Genomic DNA, 15,735 nt, shown 5'->3' with positions numbered 1-15,735 from the left:
GTTGCTGCGACTTTCGGCGAGGGCGCGAGGCCGCGCGGTCTGCCCGGCCCCCTTGGGCACCCCGATGACCAGCCTTCCGCCGGCCTCCAGACGGGAGCCAGCGAAGCTGTGTCTCAGAGCCCGCCCATCTTGCAGATGATCGCCCATTCCTCGTCGCTTACCGGCTGCACCGACAGCCGGAAGGAGGTGACCAGCGACATCTTGGCGAGGCTAGGCTCGGCCTTGACCGCGGCGAGCGACACCGGCTTCGGCAGCGGTTTCACCGCCTTGAAATCGACCAGCACCCAGGGCGGCCCCGCCTCGACCCAGGGATAGTGCTCCCTGATCACCTCGACGATGCCGACGACCTCGAGGCCTTCATTGGAATGATAGAAGAAGACCTGGTCGCCCTTTTTCATCGCCATAAGGTTGAGCTTGGCGGTGTGGTTCTTGACCCCGTCCCAATGCGTCCCCTTGGCGCCGGCCGCGACCTGCTGGTCCCAGGACCAGACCGAGGGTTCCGACTTGATCAACCAGTGCGCCATCAGGCCTCGTCCTCTTCTTCCTTCAAGGGCACCGGCGGCCGCGATGCCGCCTCGCCCTGTTCGTTCCAGAATCGCACCATCTCGCGGGTCAGAGCCGCATAATCCTGCGGACTGAGCTCGATCCTGGTCTCGCCCTCGCCGAAGGGCAGGATCAGCACGAAGCGATGCGTGTCCTCGCGGCGCCGGCGACGCAGTTCGATCACCCGCCCGGCGATGCGCCCGGCCAAGGGCACGGGCTGGCTTTCGGCCACGAGCTCGGCGCCGGTGGTCTTGCGCACTTCCGCGATGCCTCGGGCGACGCGCTTCGTCAGGTCGGACCAGTCATTGGCCATTGCTCGCTCCCTCGCTCAGACCCAGCCGGCTCAGTTCTCAGCCCGGATCGGCCGCGCCAACAGCCCGGCCACCGCCTCGCGGACACCAGCCTCGCCGGCGATGATCGCCGCCACGGCTTCGGCGATCGGCGTCTCGATCTGCCGCGACCGCGCCATTTCCGCAAGGATCGCCGCCGTGAAGGCGCCCTCGGCGAGCTTGCCGCCGGCGGCCTCTTCCGGGCTCCGCCCCTGCCCGAGCGCCAGCCCATAGGCGAAATTGCGCGATTGCGCCGAGGCGCAGGAGAGCACGACGTCGCCCAGCCCGGAAAGTCCCATCAGCGTCTCCGACTGCGCCCCGAACGCCTCGCCGAAACGGCGCAGCTCGGCGAAGCCGCGCGCCACCAGCGCCGCCCGGGCGCTCTCGCCATAGCCGAGCCCGATAGCGATCCCGGCCGCGATGGCGAGCACGTTCTTGGCGGCGCCGCCGATCTCGACGCCGCGCGGGTCGTTGCTGTGATAGATGCGCAGCGAAGCCGAGCTCAGCGCCTCGGCGAGATCCTGCGCCAGCGTGGGCTCGGCCGCCGCCAGTGTCAGCGCCGTCGGCAGGCCGCGCGCGATGTCGGCCGCGAAGCTCGGGCCGGACAGGATCGCCGGCACGGCACCCGGCCAGAGCTCGGCGACGATCTGCGTAGTGAACAGCCCGCTCTTCTGCTCGATGCCCTTGGCTGCAGAGATCGCCGGCAGCCCAGTGGGGAGGGCGCGCGCGAGATCGGCGCAGACCGGCCGCAGCGCCTGGGTCGGCACGGCAAGGATCAGCGCCTGCGCCTCCGACAGCGCCGCCATCTCCGCGACCGGGGTCACGCTTTCGGGCAAGGTCGCGCCGGGCAGGCGCGGCACCGCGCGGCTATCGCGCATGATCGTGACCGCCTGGGCGTCGCGGGCCCAGAGGATCACGCTCCGCCCGGCTCGCGCCGCCGCAAGAGCGAGCGCCGCGCCGAAGGCGCCGCCGCCGACGACGCCGATCGTGGCGAACCGGTCGGAAGGCGTCATCCGGCGGCCTTGATTTCGTCGAGCGGCCAGCGCGGACGGGCGAGCGCGCCCATGTCGTCGACCAACCCGAGGCGCAGCCGCTCCAGCCCGGCCCATGCGATCATCGCGCCATTGTCGCCACAGAGCACCAGCGGCGGCGCCACCATCGGCAATCCGGCTTCGGTGGCGAGCCGCGTCAGCCCGCTGCGGATCGCCTGATTGGCGGCGACACCGCCGGCGACGACGAGCGTCGACGGGCTGATTCCGGCCTCGCGGCAGGCGCGAAGCCCGGCACGGGTGCGGTCGACCAGCACGTCGACCACTGCCGCCTGGAAGGAGGCGCAGAGATCGGCGACGTCGCGGTCCGAAAGCGGCGCGATCCGCTCCGCCATCAGCCGCACCGCGGTCTTCAGGCCAGACAGCGAGAAATCCGGCTTGGGCCGCCCGCTCATCGGCCGCGGAAACTCGAAGCGCTCGGAATCGCCGTTCAGCGCCTCGCGCTCAACGGAGGGCCCGCCGGGATAGGGCAGGCCCAGCATCTTGGCGATCTTGTCGAAGGCTTCGCCGACCGCGTCGTCGATGGTCGTGCCGAGCCGGACGTAGTCGCCGACGCCGCGCACTGCGAGCAACTGCGTGTGACCGCCCGAGACCAGCAGCAGAAGATAGGGGAAGGCGACATCGTCGGTCAGCCGCGCCGTCAGGGCATGGCCTTCGAGATGGTTGACCGCGATGAAGGGCTTGCCGGTTACCAGTGCGATCGCCTTGGCGCTGGTCAGGCCGACCATGACGCCGCCGACAAGGCCCGGCCCGGCGGCCGCTGCGACGGCGTCGATCTCCGAGGCCTTGAGCCCGGCCGTCTCGAAGGCCCGCGCCACGATCCGGTCGATCGCCTCGACATGGGCGCGCGCCGCGATCTCGGGCACGACGCCGCCATAGGCCGCATGCGCCGCGATCTGGCTGAGGATCTCATTCGAGAGGATCTTGGCCTCGCCGGCGCGATCGACGCCGACGATCGCGGCCGCCGTCTCGTCGCAGGTGGTCTCTATGCCCAGAACACGCATGGCCGGTCGGTCGAAATTCTCGCTGGTTCAAGGTTCCGGCGGCGGGGCCGCTGCCGGGTGCGCGGTTTCGCGCGGGGATTTCCTTCGTATAGTGCTGCAAGAAGAAGAAGGCCAATGGCGCGGGCGAGCCCCGCGCCGGAACCGGAGAATTTGCGCCGCATGAGTCAGCAGCCCACCCCGCCACGCCAGCAGCGCCTGCCCGGCCGCTTCGTCATCGGCACGCGCGCCAGCCCGCTGGCCATGGCGCAGGCGCGCGAGTTCGCCGGCCGCCTGATGCAGGCCCATGGCTGGGCGCAGGACGAACTGCCGCTCGATGCCATCGTCACCACCGGCGATTCGATCCAGAACCGCTCGCTGGCCGAGGCCGGCGGCAAGGGATTGTTCACCAAGGAACTCGACGTCGCCCAGCTCGCCGGGACGATCGATTTCGCCGTGCACTCCTCCAAGGACCTGCAGACCCGGCTGCCGGACGGGCTCGTCGTCGGCGGCTATCTCCCGCGCGAGGATGCGCGCGACGCACTGATCTCGCGCGGCATAGCGAGGGTCGCCGACCTGCCGCAGGGCGCGGTGATCGGCTCGGCCTCGCTGCGCCGGCAGGCGATGCTGCGCCGTTCCCGGCCCGATCTCCAGGTCGTGCTGCTGCGCGGCAATGTCGCGCGGCGCATGGAGAAGGTCGCCAGCGGCGAGATCGACGCGACGCTGCTGGCGCTCGCCGGATTGCGCCGTCTCGGGCTCGAGGACAAGGCGAGCGGCATCCTGGCGCTCGAGGAATCGCTGCCGGCCGTCGGCCAGGGCGCGATCGGCATCACGATCCGCGCTGACGATGCTGCCGCCATCGCCGCCCTCGCCCCGGTGATCTGCCGCGATACCGGCTTTGCCGTGACCGCCGAGCGCGCCTTCCTGGCCGAGGTCGACGGCTCCTGCCGCATGCCGATCGCCGGCCATGCGGTCGTCACCGGCGACCTCGTGCATCTGCGCGGCCTCCTGCTCTCCCCCGACGGGTCGGCGAGCGCCGAGGGCGAGCGCCATGGTTCCGTCACGGACGCCGCGAAACTGGGAGCCGATCTCGGACGCGAGTTGCGCGCCCGCGCTCCGGCCGGCATCTACGATCCGGCCTGAGCCTTCACGACCGGCCAAAGCAAGGAGACGACATGCGCGTTCTGGTGTTGAGACCGCAGCCCGATGCCGAGCGCACCGCCAAGGTGCTGATCGAGCGCGGCCAGGAGCCGGTCCTGGCGCCACTCTTCAGCATCGTCCCAGGCACGGAGCCGGCGCCGAAAGGCCCGTTCGACGCGCTCGTCCTGACCAGCGCCAATGCCGTGCCGGCGCTGGAGCAGTTGCCGAAAGCCTGGCGCAAATCGCTTCCCGCCTTCTGCGTCGGCTCCCGCACCGCCGAGGCAGCGGGCCAGCTCGGCTTTGCGACCCGCAACGCCAAGGGCAACCGCGCCGATCTCCTCGCCTTGATCGCCGGTGAATTGCCGGAACCCAGGAAGCTGCTCTTCGTCGCCGGCCAGGACCGGCATGACGACCTGCCCGAGCAGTTGCGCGACGCCGGCCATACCGTGACGGTCTGGACCGCCTATGAGGCGAAGGCCGTCGATGCGCTGCCCCAGCCTGCGGCCGACGCGCTGCGCGGCGGCGAGGCCGACGCCGCCCTGCACTACTCGCCGCGCAGTGCCCAGACCTTCCTGGCGCTGGCCGGCGCGGCCGGCCTCACCGAGCAGGCGCTCGCCTTGCCGCAGGTCGCGCTCTCGGCCGAGATCGCCGCACCGCTGATCAGTGCCGGCGCCGGCACCATCCTGGTCGCCGAGCATGCCGAGGAGGCCGCGCTGCTCGCCGCGCTCGACCATCTGCCGGCTCGCATTCTGCTCGACGGCGATGCTAGAGAGGACAAGGCGGCTCCCGAACCGGCCGCGGAGATGGACAAGGACGCGATGAGCGAGCCGAGCAGCGAACAGAGCCCGGCCGCAAAGCGTCGCAGCCGGTCGGGTCGGACACCGCCGACCATCGAGCTCGCGCCGCAGGCCGAAGCGGCCGCGCCAGCCTCCTCCGAGGCGCAGGCGCCCGAGGCTGCAGCACCAGAGCCGGAAGCTGCCACGAGCAGCGCCTCCGCGGCTGAACGCACTGAAAGCGCGGCCGAGGCGATCCTGCCGAGCGAAGCCCTGCCCCGTGAATTCGAGCCGCCCCCGGCGCCTCCGCCGCAGCGCCGCGCCGGGCTGCCGGCCCTTGCTCTGGCCGGGCTGGTCGGCGGTGCGGTCGGCGCCGGGCTGGTGCTGCTCGGCCTCAAGCTCGCGGGCCCCGACGACGCTGCCCGTCTCGCCGAGCTGAACCGCCGCATCGAGGCCCTGCAGGTGCAGAACGCCGCCTTGCCCAATCGCGCCGCGCTCGAAGCGATCGACCGCAAGGCGAGCGCCGCCGCCGACAGCGCCGCCAAGGCCGACGCCGCGGCACAGAGCAATGCGAGCCGCCTCGCCGAGCTCGCCAAGGCCGCCCCGGCGGTCGCAGCGGGCGATGCCGCCGCCCTGGCCCAGGTCACCGAAAAGCTCACCCAGGCCGACAGCAACGCCGCCGCCGCCCGCACTGCCGCAACCGAGCTCGAGCGCCGTCTCGGAGAGACCGGGCAGCGCCTCGCCGCCGTCGAGACCACCGCCAAGAATGCGCTGGTGCCGAGTCGGCAGGCTCTGGCCGCCGCCCGCATCGTCCTCGCCGAGCGCATCCGCGACGCAATCGCCGCCGGCCGGCCTTTCCAGCAGGACGTCGCCGCACTCGCGGCGGGCGGCATCCCCGCGACGGAGCTGACGGCGCTCGAAGCGGTCGCAGCCAGCGGCACGGCGACCCGCGATGCCCTGCTTGCGCAGTTCCGCAGCCATCGTGCCCTGTTCGCCCGCGAGAGCGCCCCCCCGGCCAGCAGCTGGGAAGACAAGCTGCTCGGACTCGCCAGCCGCATCGTCACCATCCGGCCGGTCGGCGACACCGGCGCGAACGATCCGGCGACGCTGCCGATCCGTCTGGAGAATGCGCTGGTGCAGAACGACATCGCCACTGCGGCGACCCTCTGGGCGCAACTGCCGGAGCCGGCGCGGCGCCCGAGCGAGGCGTTCGGGGCGGCAATCCGGCAGCGTGCGGCGGCTGAGGCCGCCATCGCCGGGATCGCGCGCAACGCGGTCGCGGCACTGGGTTCGGCAGGCTGAGGAAGGTTATCGGTCCATGGTTCGCGTACTGACCTATCTTCTCGTCATCGCCGCGCTGGCCGCCGGCGCTGTCTGGCTCGCCGACCGGCCGGGCGAGGTCTCGGTGCTCTGGCAGGGCTACCGGATCGAGACCAGCGTCGCGATCGCTGCGATCGGCGTCATCCTGCTCGCCTTCCTGGCGCTGGTCGTCTGGGCGGTGCTGCGCTTCGTGCTCGGCCTGCCCTCCGCCTTCAGCTTCGCGTCACGAGCACGCCGCCGGGCGCGCGGCTTCGAGGCGGTCTCGCGCGGCATGGTCGCGATCGGCGCCGGCGATCCGATCGCCGCCGGCCGCTACGCCCAGGACGCCCGCAAATTCGCAGCCGAGGAACCGCTGACCCTGCTGCTGGAGGCGCAGACCGCCCAGCTCACCGGCGATCGCGGCCGGGCAGAGGCCGCATTCAAGGCGATGCTCGACAAGCCCGAGACGCGCGTGCTCGGCCTGCGCGGCCTGTTCGTCGAGGCGCGTCGCCGCGGCGACATGGTCGCCGCGCGCGCCTTCGCCGACGAGGCGGTGCGGCGCTCGCCCTCGCTCGCCTGGGCCAATGACGCCCTGCTCGACTTCCACACCAGTGCCGGCGACTGGCAGGCGGCGCGTACCGCCGTCGAACGCCGCGCCGCCCTGCGCCTCGCCGACAAGGCCGAGGCCAAGCGCCAGCGCGCCGTGCTGCTCGCCGCCGAAGCCCTCGAAGCCAAGGGCCGCGAGCCCGAAAAGGCGCTTGCCGCTGCACTCGAAGCCACGAAGCTCGCCCCCGGGCTGACGCCGGCCGCGGCGCTGGCCGGACGCATGCTCTCCGAGCGCGGCGACATCAAGAAGGCGGCCAAACTGCTCGAAGCCGCCTGGAAGGAGGCTTCGCATCCCGATATCGCCGCCGCCTATCTCGACGTCCGCCCCGGCGACAGCGCCCGCGATCGTCTCGGTCGCGCCGAGACGTTGACGAAGCTGCGCCCGGCCGATCCGGAAGGCGTGCTGGCGCTGGCCGGCGCGGCGATCCACGCCCAGGATTTCGCCAGGGCCCGCGCGACGCTGAAGCCACTGCTCGCCGGCGGCGCCTCGGTGCGCGTGTGCCTGCTGATGGCCGAGCTCGAAGAGGCCGAGCACGGCGCCGCCGGGCGCGTGCGCGAATGGCTCGCCCGCGCCACCCGCGCCCCGCGCGACGCCGCCTGGGTCGCCGATGGGCTGGTCTCCGACCATTGGCTGCCGGTCTCGCCGATCTCCGGCCGCCTCGACGCCTTCGTCTGGACGGTGCCGCCGGCGACGCTCGGCCGCCCGGCCGCCGATCTCGACGACGTGCTCGCCGATCTCGACGACTCCGCCCCGCTTCTCGAAGGACGGGCCGAAGCTGCAACGCCGGAACCAGCCGTGCCGACGGTCGAGGCCGTTCCGGCCGCCGCTGTGATCGAAACGGTCGCGCCCGCGCCGACGCACGCCGCTCCGGAGACACGCGCCGAGCCCAGCTCAGAGACAAAGTCCGAAGCCAAATCCGCCCCCAAGCTGGAGGCAAAGCCTGAGCCGGTCGCCGAGGCAAAGCCCGAACCGGCAGCCGCAGCCTCCACCCAGGCGGCGCCTAATTCAGGCAAGCCTGCGGCGCAGGCCCGGCCATCGCCGGTGGTCTTCCCGGTTGCCCACGCCCCCGACGATCCCGGCCCGGAACAGGCACCGCCGGAAGAGCCAAAGGGACGCTTCCGTCTCTTCGGCTGACCTTGCTGGCGCCATGTCCGGCCGCAGCGCGGCGACGAGCCGAGTACCTCCAGGCGAAGAGGCGCCAGCCGGCGCCTCCCTCGGCCTGAGATGCTCGGCTTGCTGGCGCACATGACGCGTGATCTTGGGGTGCGATTTTCTTCCCTTGCGCCTATAGACGGCGGATGAACGCGCCGCATTCCACCAACACCCCGACCGAACTCGTCATCAGCGCCGAGCAGGCCGGCCTGCGCCTCGACAAGGCGCTCGCCCTGCTCGCCGGCGAGATTTCCCGCGCCCGGCTGCAGCAGGTGATCAAGGAAGGTGGCGTCAGCATCGACGGCACCGCGGTCGCCGATCCCAGCCGCAAGGTCGCCGAGGGGCAGAAGCTCGCTTTGGTGATGCCCGAGGCCAAGCCCGCCGCCCCGGTCGGCCAGGCGATCCCGCTCGACGTCGTCTTCGAGGACGAGCACCTGATCGTTATCGACAAGCCCGCCGGCCTTGTCGTCCATCCCGCCGGGGGCCACGAGGACGGCACCCTGGTCAACGCGTTGATCGCCCATTGCGGGGCGAGCCTTTCGGGCATCGGCGGCGTGCGCCGGCCCGGCATCGTCCACCGCCTCGACAAGGACACCAGCGGCCTGCTCGTCGTCGCCAAGCACGACAAGGCGCATCAGGGGCTCGCCAAGCAGTTCGCCGACCATGGCCGCACCGGGCCGCTCGAAAGGGCTTACCTTGCCCTCGTCTGGGGTGGGCTGCGCCGGCAGACCGGCACGATCGACGCCCCGATCGAGCGCTCGAACCGCAATCGCGAGAAGATGATGGTGGTCGGCGAAGGCCGGGGCCGCGAGGCGATCACCCATATCGAACTGATCGAGCGCTATCCGCCCTTGCTGCGCGGCCAAGAAGAGGTTGAGGCGCTGGCGAGCCTGGTCGAATGCCAGCTCGAGACCGGCCGCACCCACCAGATCCGGGTGCATATGAGCCATATCGGCCACCCGCTGCTCGGTGACCAGCTCTACGGCTCGGGATTCATGACCAAGGCAAGCCGTCTGCCGGAAGGCGCGCGTGCCGCGCTCACCGCTCTCGGCCGCCAGGCGCTGCATGCGCGGCTGCTCGGTTTCGAGCATCCGGTGACCCGCGAGGAACTGCGCTTCGAGTCGGAACCACCGGCCGACTTTGCACGTTTGCAAAGTGAACTCGCGATCCTGTGACGTTTTTTTGCTGCGCCGCCCACTTTCGGTCACGCTCGCATTGAATATACTGCACTGCGAAGCGGATGGCTAAAGGGGCGCCGCTGGGTGTGTTTCCCACGAATTGACGATGGTCTTCGTGGCGCACGCCGAACAATCCTGCCCGAAGGAAACTCGGGTGGTCGGCTCGCCGCGGAGCGGGAGCCTGGAGAGGAGTACGAGCATGGCGATTGCGTCGCTGCCCGTCATGTCCGCCGAAGGCGGACTTTCACGTTACCTGGAAGAAATCCGCCGGTTCCCGATGCTGGAACCGAACGAGGAATTCATGCTGGCCAAGCGCTGGCGCGAGCATGGCGACCGCGATGCGGCCCATAAGCTCGTAACCTCCCATCTGCGCCTCGTCGCCAAGATCGCCATGGGCTATCGCGGCTATGGCCTGCCGATCGGAGAAGTCGTGTCGGAGGGCAATGTCGGCCTGATGCAGGCGGTCAAGCGTTTCGAGCCCGACAAGGGCTTCCGTCTCGCGACCTATGCGATGTGGTGGATCAAGGCCTCGATCCAGGAGTACATCCTGCGCTCCTGGTCGCTGGTGAAGATGGGTACCACCGCCAACCAGAAGAAGCTGTTCTTCAACCTGCGCAAGGCCAAGAGCAAGATCTCGGCGCTGGGCGAAGGCGATCTGCGGCCCGAGCAGGTCAAGACCATCGCCACCAAGCTCGGTGTCAACGAGCAGGACGTCGTCGACATGAACCGCCGCCTCGGCGGCGACGCCTCGCTCAACACCCCGCTGCGCGAGGACGGCGAGGGCGAATGGCAGGACTGGCTCGTCGACGACAGCGAGAGCCAGGAGAACCGGCTCGCCGAATCCGAGGAAAGCGACAACCGCCATTCGGCGCTGCGCGAGGCCTTGAACGTGCTCAACCCGCGCGAGCGACGCATCTTCGAGGCGCGCCGCCTCGCCGAGGATCCGATCACCCTCGAGCAGCTCTCGGAGGAGTTCGGCGTCTCACGCGAGCGCGTCCGCCAGATCGAGGTCCGCGCCTTCGAGAAGGTGCAGGAAGCGGTCAAGAAGGCGCTGGTGCGGATCGAGGCGCCCCGCGCCGCGATCAGCGCCGCCAGCGGTCAGTAAAGCGGTCGCAGCGGTTGCAATGGCAGCCGCAGCGGCCCGAGGAAGACCCTGCCCTCGCGCAGGACGAGCGGCGGCAGCGGCGTAAGCCCTGCCGCCGCATTGCTTTGCGCGGCATTTGCCCGCCCGCCCAGCAGCGCACCGAGCCCGGCCGTCAGGCCGCCGACCCTGATGCCGGCGACGCGCTCTATGCCCGCTACGGCAGCGTCGACCTGCCCGGCCGGTCGATGTGCTTCGTCGAGGCCAAGCCGGCCGGAAGCTTCGAGCCGGGCCGCGCCCCTGAGGAGGCCGAGCCGCGTGATCTCGACGCCGCCATTCGCCGTTCGCCAGCTTTCCAGCGCATCGGGATTGAAGCCGCGGCGAAAGGCGAAAGATTGCGAGACGGTGGCCTGCATGTCGAGATCGCTCGGCGCGGCATCCCCGAGCAGCCCGTCGAGCACCGGCAATATCGCCCCCTTCGTGCTCAACGCGACATCGATCGCCTGCTGGCTGGCATAGCCCTGCTGGTTCGGCCGCAGATGCGCCTCGAACAACGCCGAGCGAACGCTCTCGGTCCGCAGGTTGCCATCGCCCCCGTCGGGTGTGCGCAGCGTCGCGACCGGATCGCGCACGACGAGCGAAATCCGCTCGAAGCCGGTCGTCGTCAATCGCAGGCTGGCCTCGAGCGCGCTCCAGCTGAGATCGCCGCTCTGCTTGGCCGGCAGCGTCGCCGTCAGCGGGCCGGTAGCCTGCAGTATGAGATGCCCTGGAGCGGTCGCCTGCGCGACGGCAACAGCCGGACCGGTCTCGATCTTGACCTCGTCGCCCCAGCGCGAGGAGACAAGCGTCACCCCAGCGCAGCGCACCTCGATCCGGAAGGGATAACCACCGATGCTGCGGTCACGACAGGTCCAGTTGCGCCCGGCGGCTGCCTCGCGCGCAATGCCGGCGTCGAGATGCTGCTCGACCTTGCCACGCGCCATGAACCAGAGAGCGGACCAGCCGATGGCCAGAAGCGCGAGCAGGCCGAACGGAGCATAGAGCCAGAAACGGCTGTTCCGTCGCGCGGTGGTGGCGGCAGTCATGCGCGGTCGCTCCCTTGCAAGGATTTCGGCGGATTGATAGCGACCGGAGCGGCAGGAGGCCAGCGCCGATCGGCTTGCGGATCATGGCGTCCTGTCTGCCGAGGCAAGCGGGCCAAATTGTGAGGGTACGGATGACGGAAGCGGCGGCGCCGGACGATCTCTGGGTCTTCGGCTACGGTTCGCTGATTTGGCGGCCGGGCTTCGATTTCGCCGAGCGCGCCGGAGCGCGCCTGCACGGTTTCCACCGCTCGCTCTGCATCTACTCGCATGTCCATCGCGGCACCCCCGAGACGCCCGGGTTGGTGCTGGGGCTGGATCGCGGCGGCATCTGCCGCGGCGTCGCCTTCCGCGTACCTGCAGTACAGGCCGAGGAAACCATCGACTATCTGCGGGCCCGCGAGCAGGCGACCGCGGTCTATCTCGAAAGGCGCCTCGCCGTCCGCCTCGACGATGGCCGCCGCCTGAACGCGCTGACCTACATCGCCGACCGGGCCCATAGCCAATATGCCGGCCGCCTGCCGGAGGCGGCAGTGCTCGGCTTCGTGCGGCAGGGCAAGGGCGTCTCCGGCGAGAACCCGGACTATGTCCGGCGAACCCACGAGCACCTGCACGAGATGGGCATTCACGACCCGCTGCTGACCCACCTCGTCGCCGAGCTCGACAAGATCGTAAGCCCCACTTCGACCTGAGCCTCAGACCTCGGGCGTCAGGTCGGCGAGCGCCGCGCGGCGGCTCTGGCTATCCTCGGCCAGGAGGTGCACATGGATCTCGCAGGCGCCGGCCGTGGCGGCCGCGTCGCGCCAGCGCGTCAGCGCTGCGTCGATGCCGAAGGCACCGCTGTCACGCGCGGCGACGATCGTCCGCTCGGGCGAGACGGCGAGCAGCACCGCATCGGTGAAGTTCAGCGCATGCCCGTCCTGAACTGCGAAAACCGACGCGACATAGCGCCGTCCCGAGCGGCCGCGCCAGGCCGTGAACCTGCGCTCGGCCAATTGCGCTGCGCTACGCAGCGGCGCTTCACGCGCGGCCCGCACCGGGCGATCCTCGCAAGGCGTAGCCAGAAGAGCGAGAGCAGCCACTTGTTCCTCCTTTGTTCTAGAACAAAATCAGAACATAGTGACGCTGCTGTCAAGTTCAATCTGTGGCTTTATGCGGCCTCCTGCCGCGTATTGGCAGGAGCCGGCACGCCGAGGCGGGCAAGCTCTGCTCTTCCCTCGCTGACCAGCCGATCGGTGGCGCCCTCGATCTGCTCCTGCAGCAGCGCGTGAAACGCCTTCTTGTCGATGCCGGGCTGGATCGCCGGCAGGATCTCGACGCGAATCGTTCCCGGCCGGCGCAGGAAGGAACGGCGCGGCCAGAACAGACCGGCATTGAGCGCTACCGGGACGCAGGGCACGCCGAGCTCGCCATAGAGATGGGCGACGCCGAACTTGTAGTCGGGCGAGGCGCCGACGGGTCGACGCGTCCCTTCCGGGAAGATCAGCAGCTGACGGCCGTTCTGCCCGAGCTCGACCTTGGCGCGGCGCGTCGCCATCTGCAGCGCCCGGCTGCCGGCGCCGCGATTGACCGGGATCATCCTCATCTTCAGCAGGCACCAGCCGAAGAAGGGCAGCCAGGTCAGCTCGCGCTTGAGGATGTAGACCGGGTTCCGGAACACCGTGATCAGCGCGAAGGTCTCCCAGGCCGATTGATGCTTCGCGGCCATGATGATGCCGCCCGACGGGATGTTCTCGACGCCACTGACCTCATAGCGCGTCCCGACGATCACCCGCATCAGCCAGAGCGAACTCTCGGCCCAGTTGAGGGCGACGCCGAGTAGGAAGCGCTTTGGCAGCGGCATGGTCGCCATCGCGCAGACCAGCCAGAAGGCGAGGTTGAGATAGAAGGCGATATTGAAGAGGAGCGAGCGGAGAACGAGCATGCCGGCAAGAACCCTGCCGCCGCGCGCCCGTCAAGAGCGCTGGCCGCCTCATGCGCCTATTGTCAGGCGCCCCGGTCCTGGCCGAGGGCGCGCGAACGCTTCTCGTGCTCCGGGCCAATCTGATCGCCCGGCTTGGGCGAGACCGGCTTGCGGCCGCCGATGATCACCGAAAGCCGCGAGGTCTCGGGATCGTCCTCCACCAGGCTGCGCAGATTGGCGACGAGGTATTTGGCGTATTCAGGCACCAGCAGGCGGATGGTGTGCCAGTCCTTCCACCAGGCGGTAACGTCGACCTGATCGGTCACGACCGGATAAGGCACGATACGCACGCCGGGCATGGCGTGGTTGAACTCCAGCATGGTGCGCGGCATGTGATAGTTCGACGTCACCAGCAACAGCGAGCGGAAGCCGTGCTGGCGGACCCAGCGCCGGGTCTCGATGGCGTTGCCGATGGTGTTGCGGGCCCGGTAATCGAGATCGACGCAGCAGGCCAGCGCCTCGCGCGCCTTCGGGTTGAGCTTGGCGAGTTCCTCGCGCCCGGTTCGCTCGTTGACGCCGCTGATCAGCAGGCGCGAGCCGCGATCGGCATGGAGCAGGCCGATCGCATCGCCGACGCGCTGCGCGCCGCCGGTGACGACGACGATCGCGTCAGTACGCGGCGCCGTCGCCTCGTTGAGCGCGAGGCGGGACGCGAAACTGACATATCCAGCGAGGAGCACGACCACGCCGCCGACGGCGAGCCAAAACAACGCACGCCCGACTCTACGCCGGAGCGACGTCCTGGTCACGATGGGGCGCGCATCGACCAAATCGCCCTCAGCACGCGTAAGATGAGCCGGCCTCGCTGCGATCAACACCATGACCGCAGCAAGATAACCGCCCAATCGGGCACAATAGCGGCATGATCCTTGCGCCCCTTTCGCAATGCATCACGACATCGCCTTCAGATAATGCCGCACGGTAACCCGTGAAACGAGGCCGGCAATGGCCGCGACGATGACCGCCACCAGCACGACCACGCCATAGCCCGACCAGCCGATCTCGAAGGCTCCGAACATCGCCTGCAACTGATCTGCCTCGGGTGTCGCACTCCATGCCGAGGCGAGCCAGCCGAGCAGGGCGATGACGACGACCGCGGCGAGGCCCCCGGCGCCGCCGCCGCGCAACCCGAGCGTTATGAAACGGTTCTGGAACTCGCGGGCGATGAACTCGTCATCCGCCCCGACCAGATGCAGGACCTCGACGCTGTCTCGGCTCCCGGCCATGGCGCCGCGCGTCGCGAAGGCGACCGCGAGCGCTGCCGCCACCAGGACGAGCATGACAATCGCGACGCCGGCGAGGATGATGGTGTTCGCCATGGTCGAGAGCCGGCGCACCCAGAGCCGGTGATCGTCGAGCGTCGCGCTCGGCACTTCGCGCCGCAGCGTCTGGCTGAAAGCGACGAGGTCGCTCGCCGCCGCGGCATTGAGGCGCAGCACGATCAGCCGCGGCACCGGCAGCTCGATCAGGTCGAGCCCCGCCCCGAGCCAGGGCTCCAGCAGCTTGTCCGACTCCGTTCGCGGCACCGCCCGCACCGAGGCGACTCCCGGCACGGCGCGAGCAAGCTCCGCGGCCCTGGCGAGATCCGCCTCGATGTTGCGGCGCGGATCGGGCCTGACCTGGATGGTCATCTCGTTGGCGACCGCGCCACGCCATTGCTCGGAAGCCCGCGCCGCCATCAACGCGCCGCCGGCGCTGAGCGCGGCCAGGAAGGTCAGGATCGCGATCACCACCACCAGAGCCCGACCGGCGACCGTATCGACCGGGACCAGCGGCTGGTCGCGGCGCAGGTTGACCGGCAGGCGCGACTTCGGCTGGACGAAGCCCTCATCCTCCTCGTCCTGCTCCGCCGGCTCGGCGCGCCAGTCAGGCGTCGACATGGAGATGCCCGTCGGCGAGCACGAGACGCGGAGCGTCGTATTGCTCCATCAGCGCGAGATCATGGGTCGCGATCACCACCGCGGTACCGAGTGTCTGCAGCTCCATGAACAGGCGCAGCAGCCGGCGGCCCAGCCCCGGATCGACATTGCCGGTCGGCTCGTCGGCGAGCAGCAGTTGCGGACGCGAGATCAGCGCTCTGGCGATCGCCGCGCGCTGCTTCTCGCCGCCGGACAGCACCGACGGCACCGCATGCATGCGCTCGCCGAGCCCGACCCAGCGCAGCAACTCGACGACCTCGGCGCGATAGCCGGCCTCCTCCTTGCCGAGCACCCGCAGCGGCAGGGCGACGTTCTCGTAAACTGTGAGGTGATCGAGCAGGCGGAAATCCTGGAAGACGACGCCCATCTTGCGCCGAAAATCGGTCAGCGTCGTCGCCTCCAGCCGAGAGACGTCCTGTCCGAAGAGGTGGACAAGGCCGCGCGTCGGCTTCAGCGCCATCAGGATCAGCCGGATCAGCGTGGTCTTGCCGGCTCCCGAAGGCCCGGTCAGATACTGGAACGAACGCGGCGCGATGCTGAAATTGATGTCTTTCAGCACCTCCGGCCCCATGCCGTATCGCAATCCGACGTTTTCGAATCGAACCAAACCCGCTCCTGTCAATCGCGTCCGAATCGCCGC

16 protein-coding genes are annotated in these 15,735 nt (G+C 69.8%); 6 read left to right on the top strand and 10 right to left on the bottom strand.

Features of this window, described 5'->3' with window-relative positions; translation table 11 throughout:
* Positions 1 to 113: 113 nt before the first annotated feature.
* The 4 genes from DK26_RS23050 to tsaD are packed head-to-tail and all read right to left on the bottom strand — an operon-like array spanning position 114 to position 2,925.
* A complete protein-coding gene (locus tag DK26_RS23050; protein WP_066477567.1) occupies positions 114 to 524 on the bottom strand; it encodes an EVE domain-containing protein in 411 nt (136 codons plus the stop codon).
* Complete coding sequence (locus DK26_RS23045) at positions 524 to 856, bottom strand: hypothetical protein (protein WP_066477564.1); 333 nt, start codon at positions 854 to 856, stop codon at positions 524 to 526. Before DK26_RS23045 ends, DK26_RS23050 begins: the two co-directional genes overlap by 1 nt.
* A gap of 30 nt (positions 857 to 886) precedes the next feature.
* Positions 887 to 1,885, bottom strand: a complete 999-nt coding sequence (locus DK26_RS23040; protein ID WP_066477561.1) for an NAD(P)H-dependent glycerol-3-phosphate dehydrogenase — start codon at positions 1,883 to 1,885, stop codon at positions 887 to 889.
* A complete protein-coding gene (tsaD, locus tag DK26_RS23035; protein WP_066477557.1) occupies positions 1,882 to 2,925 on the bottom strand; it encodes a tRNA (adenosine(37)-N6)-threonylcarbamoyltransferase complex transferase subunit TsaD in 1,044 nt (347 codons plus the stop codon). Before tsaD ends, DK26_RS23040 begins: the two co-directional genes overlap by 4 nt.
* Before the next feature lie 159 nt (positions 2,926 to 3,084).
* Between tsaD and hemC the strand changes: the two genes are divergently transcribed.
* From hemC to rpoH, 5 genes are all read left to right on the top strand, one after another.
* Positions 3,085 to 4,044: a hydroxymethylbilane synthase gene (gene hemC / locus DK26_RS23030; protein ID WP_066477554.1), complete on the top strand. Its 960-nt coding sequence runs from the start codon at positions 3,085 to 3,087 to the stop codon at positions 4,042 to 4,044.
* A gap of 32 nt (positions 4,045 to 4,076) precedes the next feature.
* Complete coding sequence (locus tag DK26_RS23025) at positions 4,077 to 6,116, top strand: uroporphyrinogen-III synthase (protein ID WP_066477552.1); 2,040 nt, start codon at positions 4,077 to 4,079, stop codon at positions 6,114 to 6,116.
* A 16-nt stretch (positions 6,117 to 6,132) separates the two neighbouring features.
* Positions 6,133 to 7,854 (top strand): heme biosynthesis HemY N-terminal domain-containing protein, encoded by a 1,722-nt coding sequence (locus DK26_RS23020; protein WP_066477550.1) that lies wholly within the window; start codon positions 6,133 to 6,135, stop codon positions 7,852 to 7,854.
* Positions 7,855 to 8,018: 164 nt separating this feature from the next.
* Positions 8,019 to 9,047: an RluA family pseudouridine synthase gene (locus tag DK26_RS23015; RefSeq protein ID WP_083533487.1), complete on the top strand. Its 1,029-nt coding sequence runs from the start codon at positions 8,019 to 8,021 to the stop codon at positions 9,045 to 9,047.
* Positions 9,048 to 9,249: 202 nt separating this feature from the next.
* Positions 9,250 to 10,155: an RNA polymerase sigma factor RpoH gene (gene rpoH / locus DK26_RS23010; RefSeq protein WP_066477548.1), complete on the top strand. Its 906-nt coding sequence runs from the start codon at positions 9,250 to 9,252 to the stop codon at positions 10,153 to 10,155.
* Here the strand turns inward: rpoH and DK26_RS23005 are convergent.
* Positions 10,149 to 11,216 carry a DUF2125 domain-containing protein gene (locus tag DK26_RS23005; RefSeq protein WP_066477546.1) on the bottom strand — a complete coding sequence of 356 codons (1,068 nt, stop codon included), beginning with the start codon at positions 11,214 to 11,216 and terminating at the stop codon, positions 10,149 to 10,151. The genes rpoH and DK26_RS23005 overlap by 7 nt on opposite strands.
* A 131-nt stretch (positions 11,217 to 11,347) precedes the next feature.
* Here DK26_RS23005 and DK26_RS23000 point away from each other — a divergent pair, with 131 nt between their 5' ends.
* On the top strand, positions 11,348 to 11,905 hold the full coding sequence (locus tag DK26_RS23000) for a gamma-glutamylcyclotransferase (protein ID WP_066477543.1): 558 nt from the start codon (positions 11,348 to 11,350) through the stop codon (positions 11,903 to 11,905).
* A gap of 3 nt (positions 11,906 to 11,908) precedes the next feature.
* On the opposite strand, the gene DK26_RS22995 is transcribed toward DK26_RS23000, so the two are convergent.
* The 5 genes from DK26_RS22995 to ftsE form a co-directional block, all read right to left on the bottom strand.
* Entirely contained in the window at positions 11,909 to 12,295 is a 387-nt protein-coding gene (locus tag DK26_RS22995) for a hypothetical protein (protein WP_157089793.1), read from the bottom strand.
* Between the two features lie 68 nt (positions 12,296 to 12,363).
* A complete protein-coding gene (locus DK26_RS22990) occupies positions 12,364 to 13,137 on the bottom strand; it encodes a lysophospholipid acyltransferase family protein (RefSeq protein ID WP_066477537.1) in 774 nt (257 codons plus the stop codon).
* Between the two features lie 62 nt (positions 13,138 to 13,199).
* Positions 13,200 to 13,886 carry a YdcF family protein gene (locus DK26_RS22985; protein ID WP_248310078.1) on the bottom strand — a complete coding sequence of 229 codons (687 nt, stop codon included), beginning with the start codon at positions 13,884 to 13,886 and terminating at the stop codon, positions 13,200 to 13,202.
* Positions 13,887 to 14,066: 180 nt separating this feature from the next.
* Positions 14,067 to 15,056, bottom strand: coding sequence for an ABC transporter permease (locus DK26_RS22980; RefSeq protein ID WP_248310077.1), 990 nt, complete (start codon positions 15,054 to 15,056; stop codon positions 14,067 to 14,069).
* Positions 15,043 to 15,729: a cell division ATP-binding protein FtsE gene (gene ftsE, locus DK26_RS22975; protein ID WP_066477730.1), complete on the bottom strand. Its 687-nt coding sequence runs from the start codon at positions 15,727 to 15,729 to the stop codon at positions 15,043 to 15,045. Before ftsE ends, DK26_RS22980 begins: the two co-directional genes overlap by 14 nt.
* Positions 15,730 to 15,735 lie beyond the last annotated feature (6 nt).

Source organism: Allobosea sp. WAO (genome assembly GCF_001509835.1).
Classification (GTDB): Bacteria; Pseudomonadota; Alphaproteobacteria; order Rhizobiales; family Beijerinckiaceae; genus Allobosea.
Note: the sequence above shows the minus strand (reverse complement) of the source record. Positions and strands in the feature narration are given on the sequence as shown.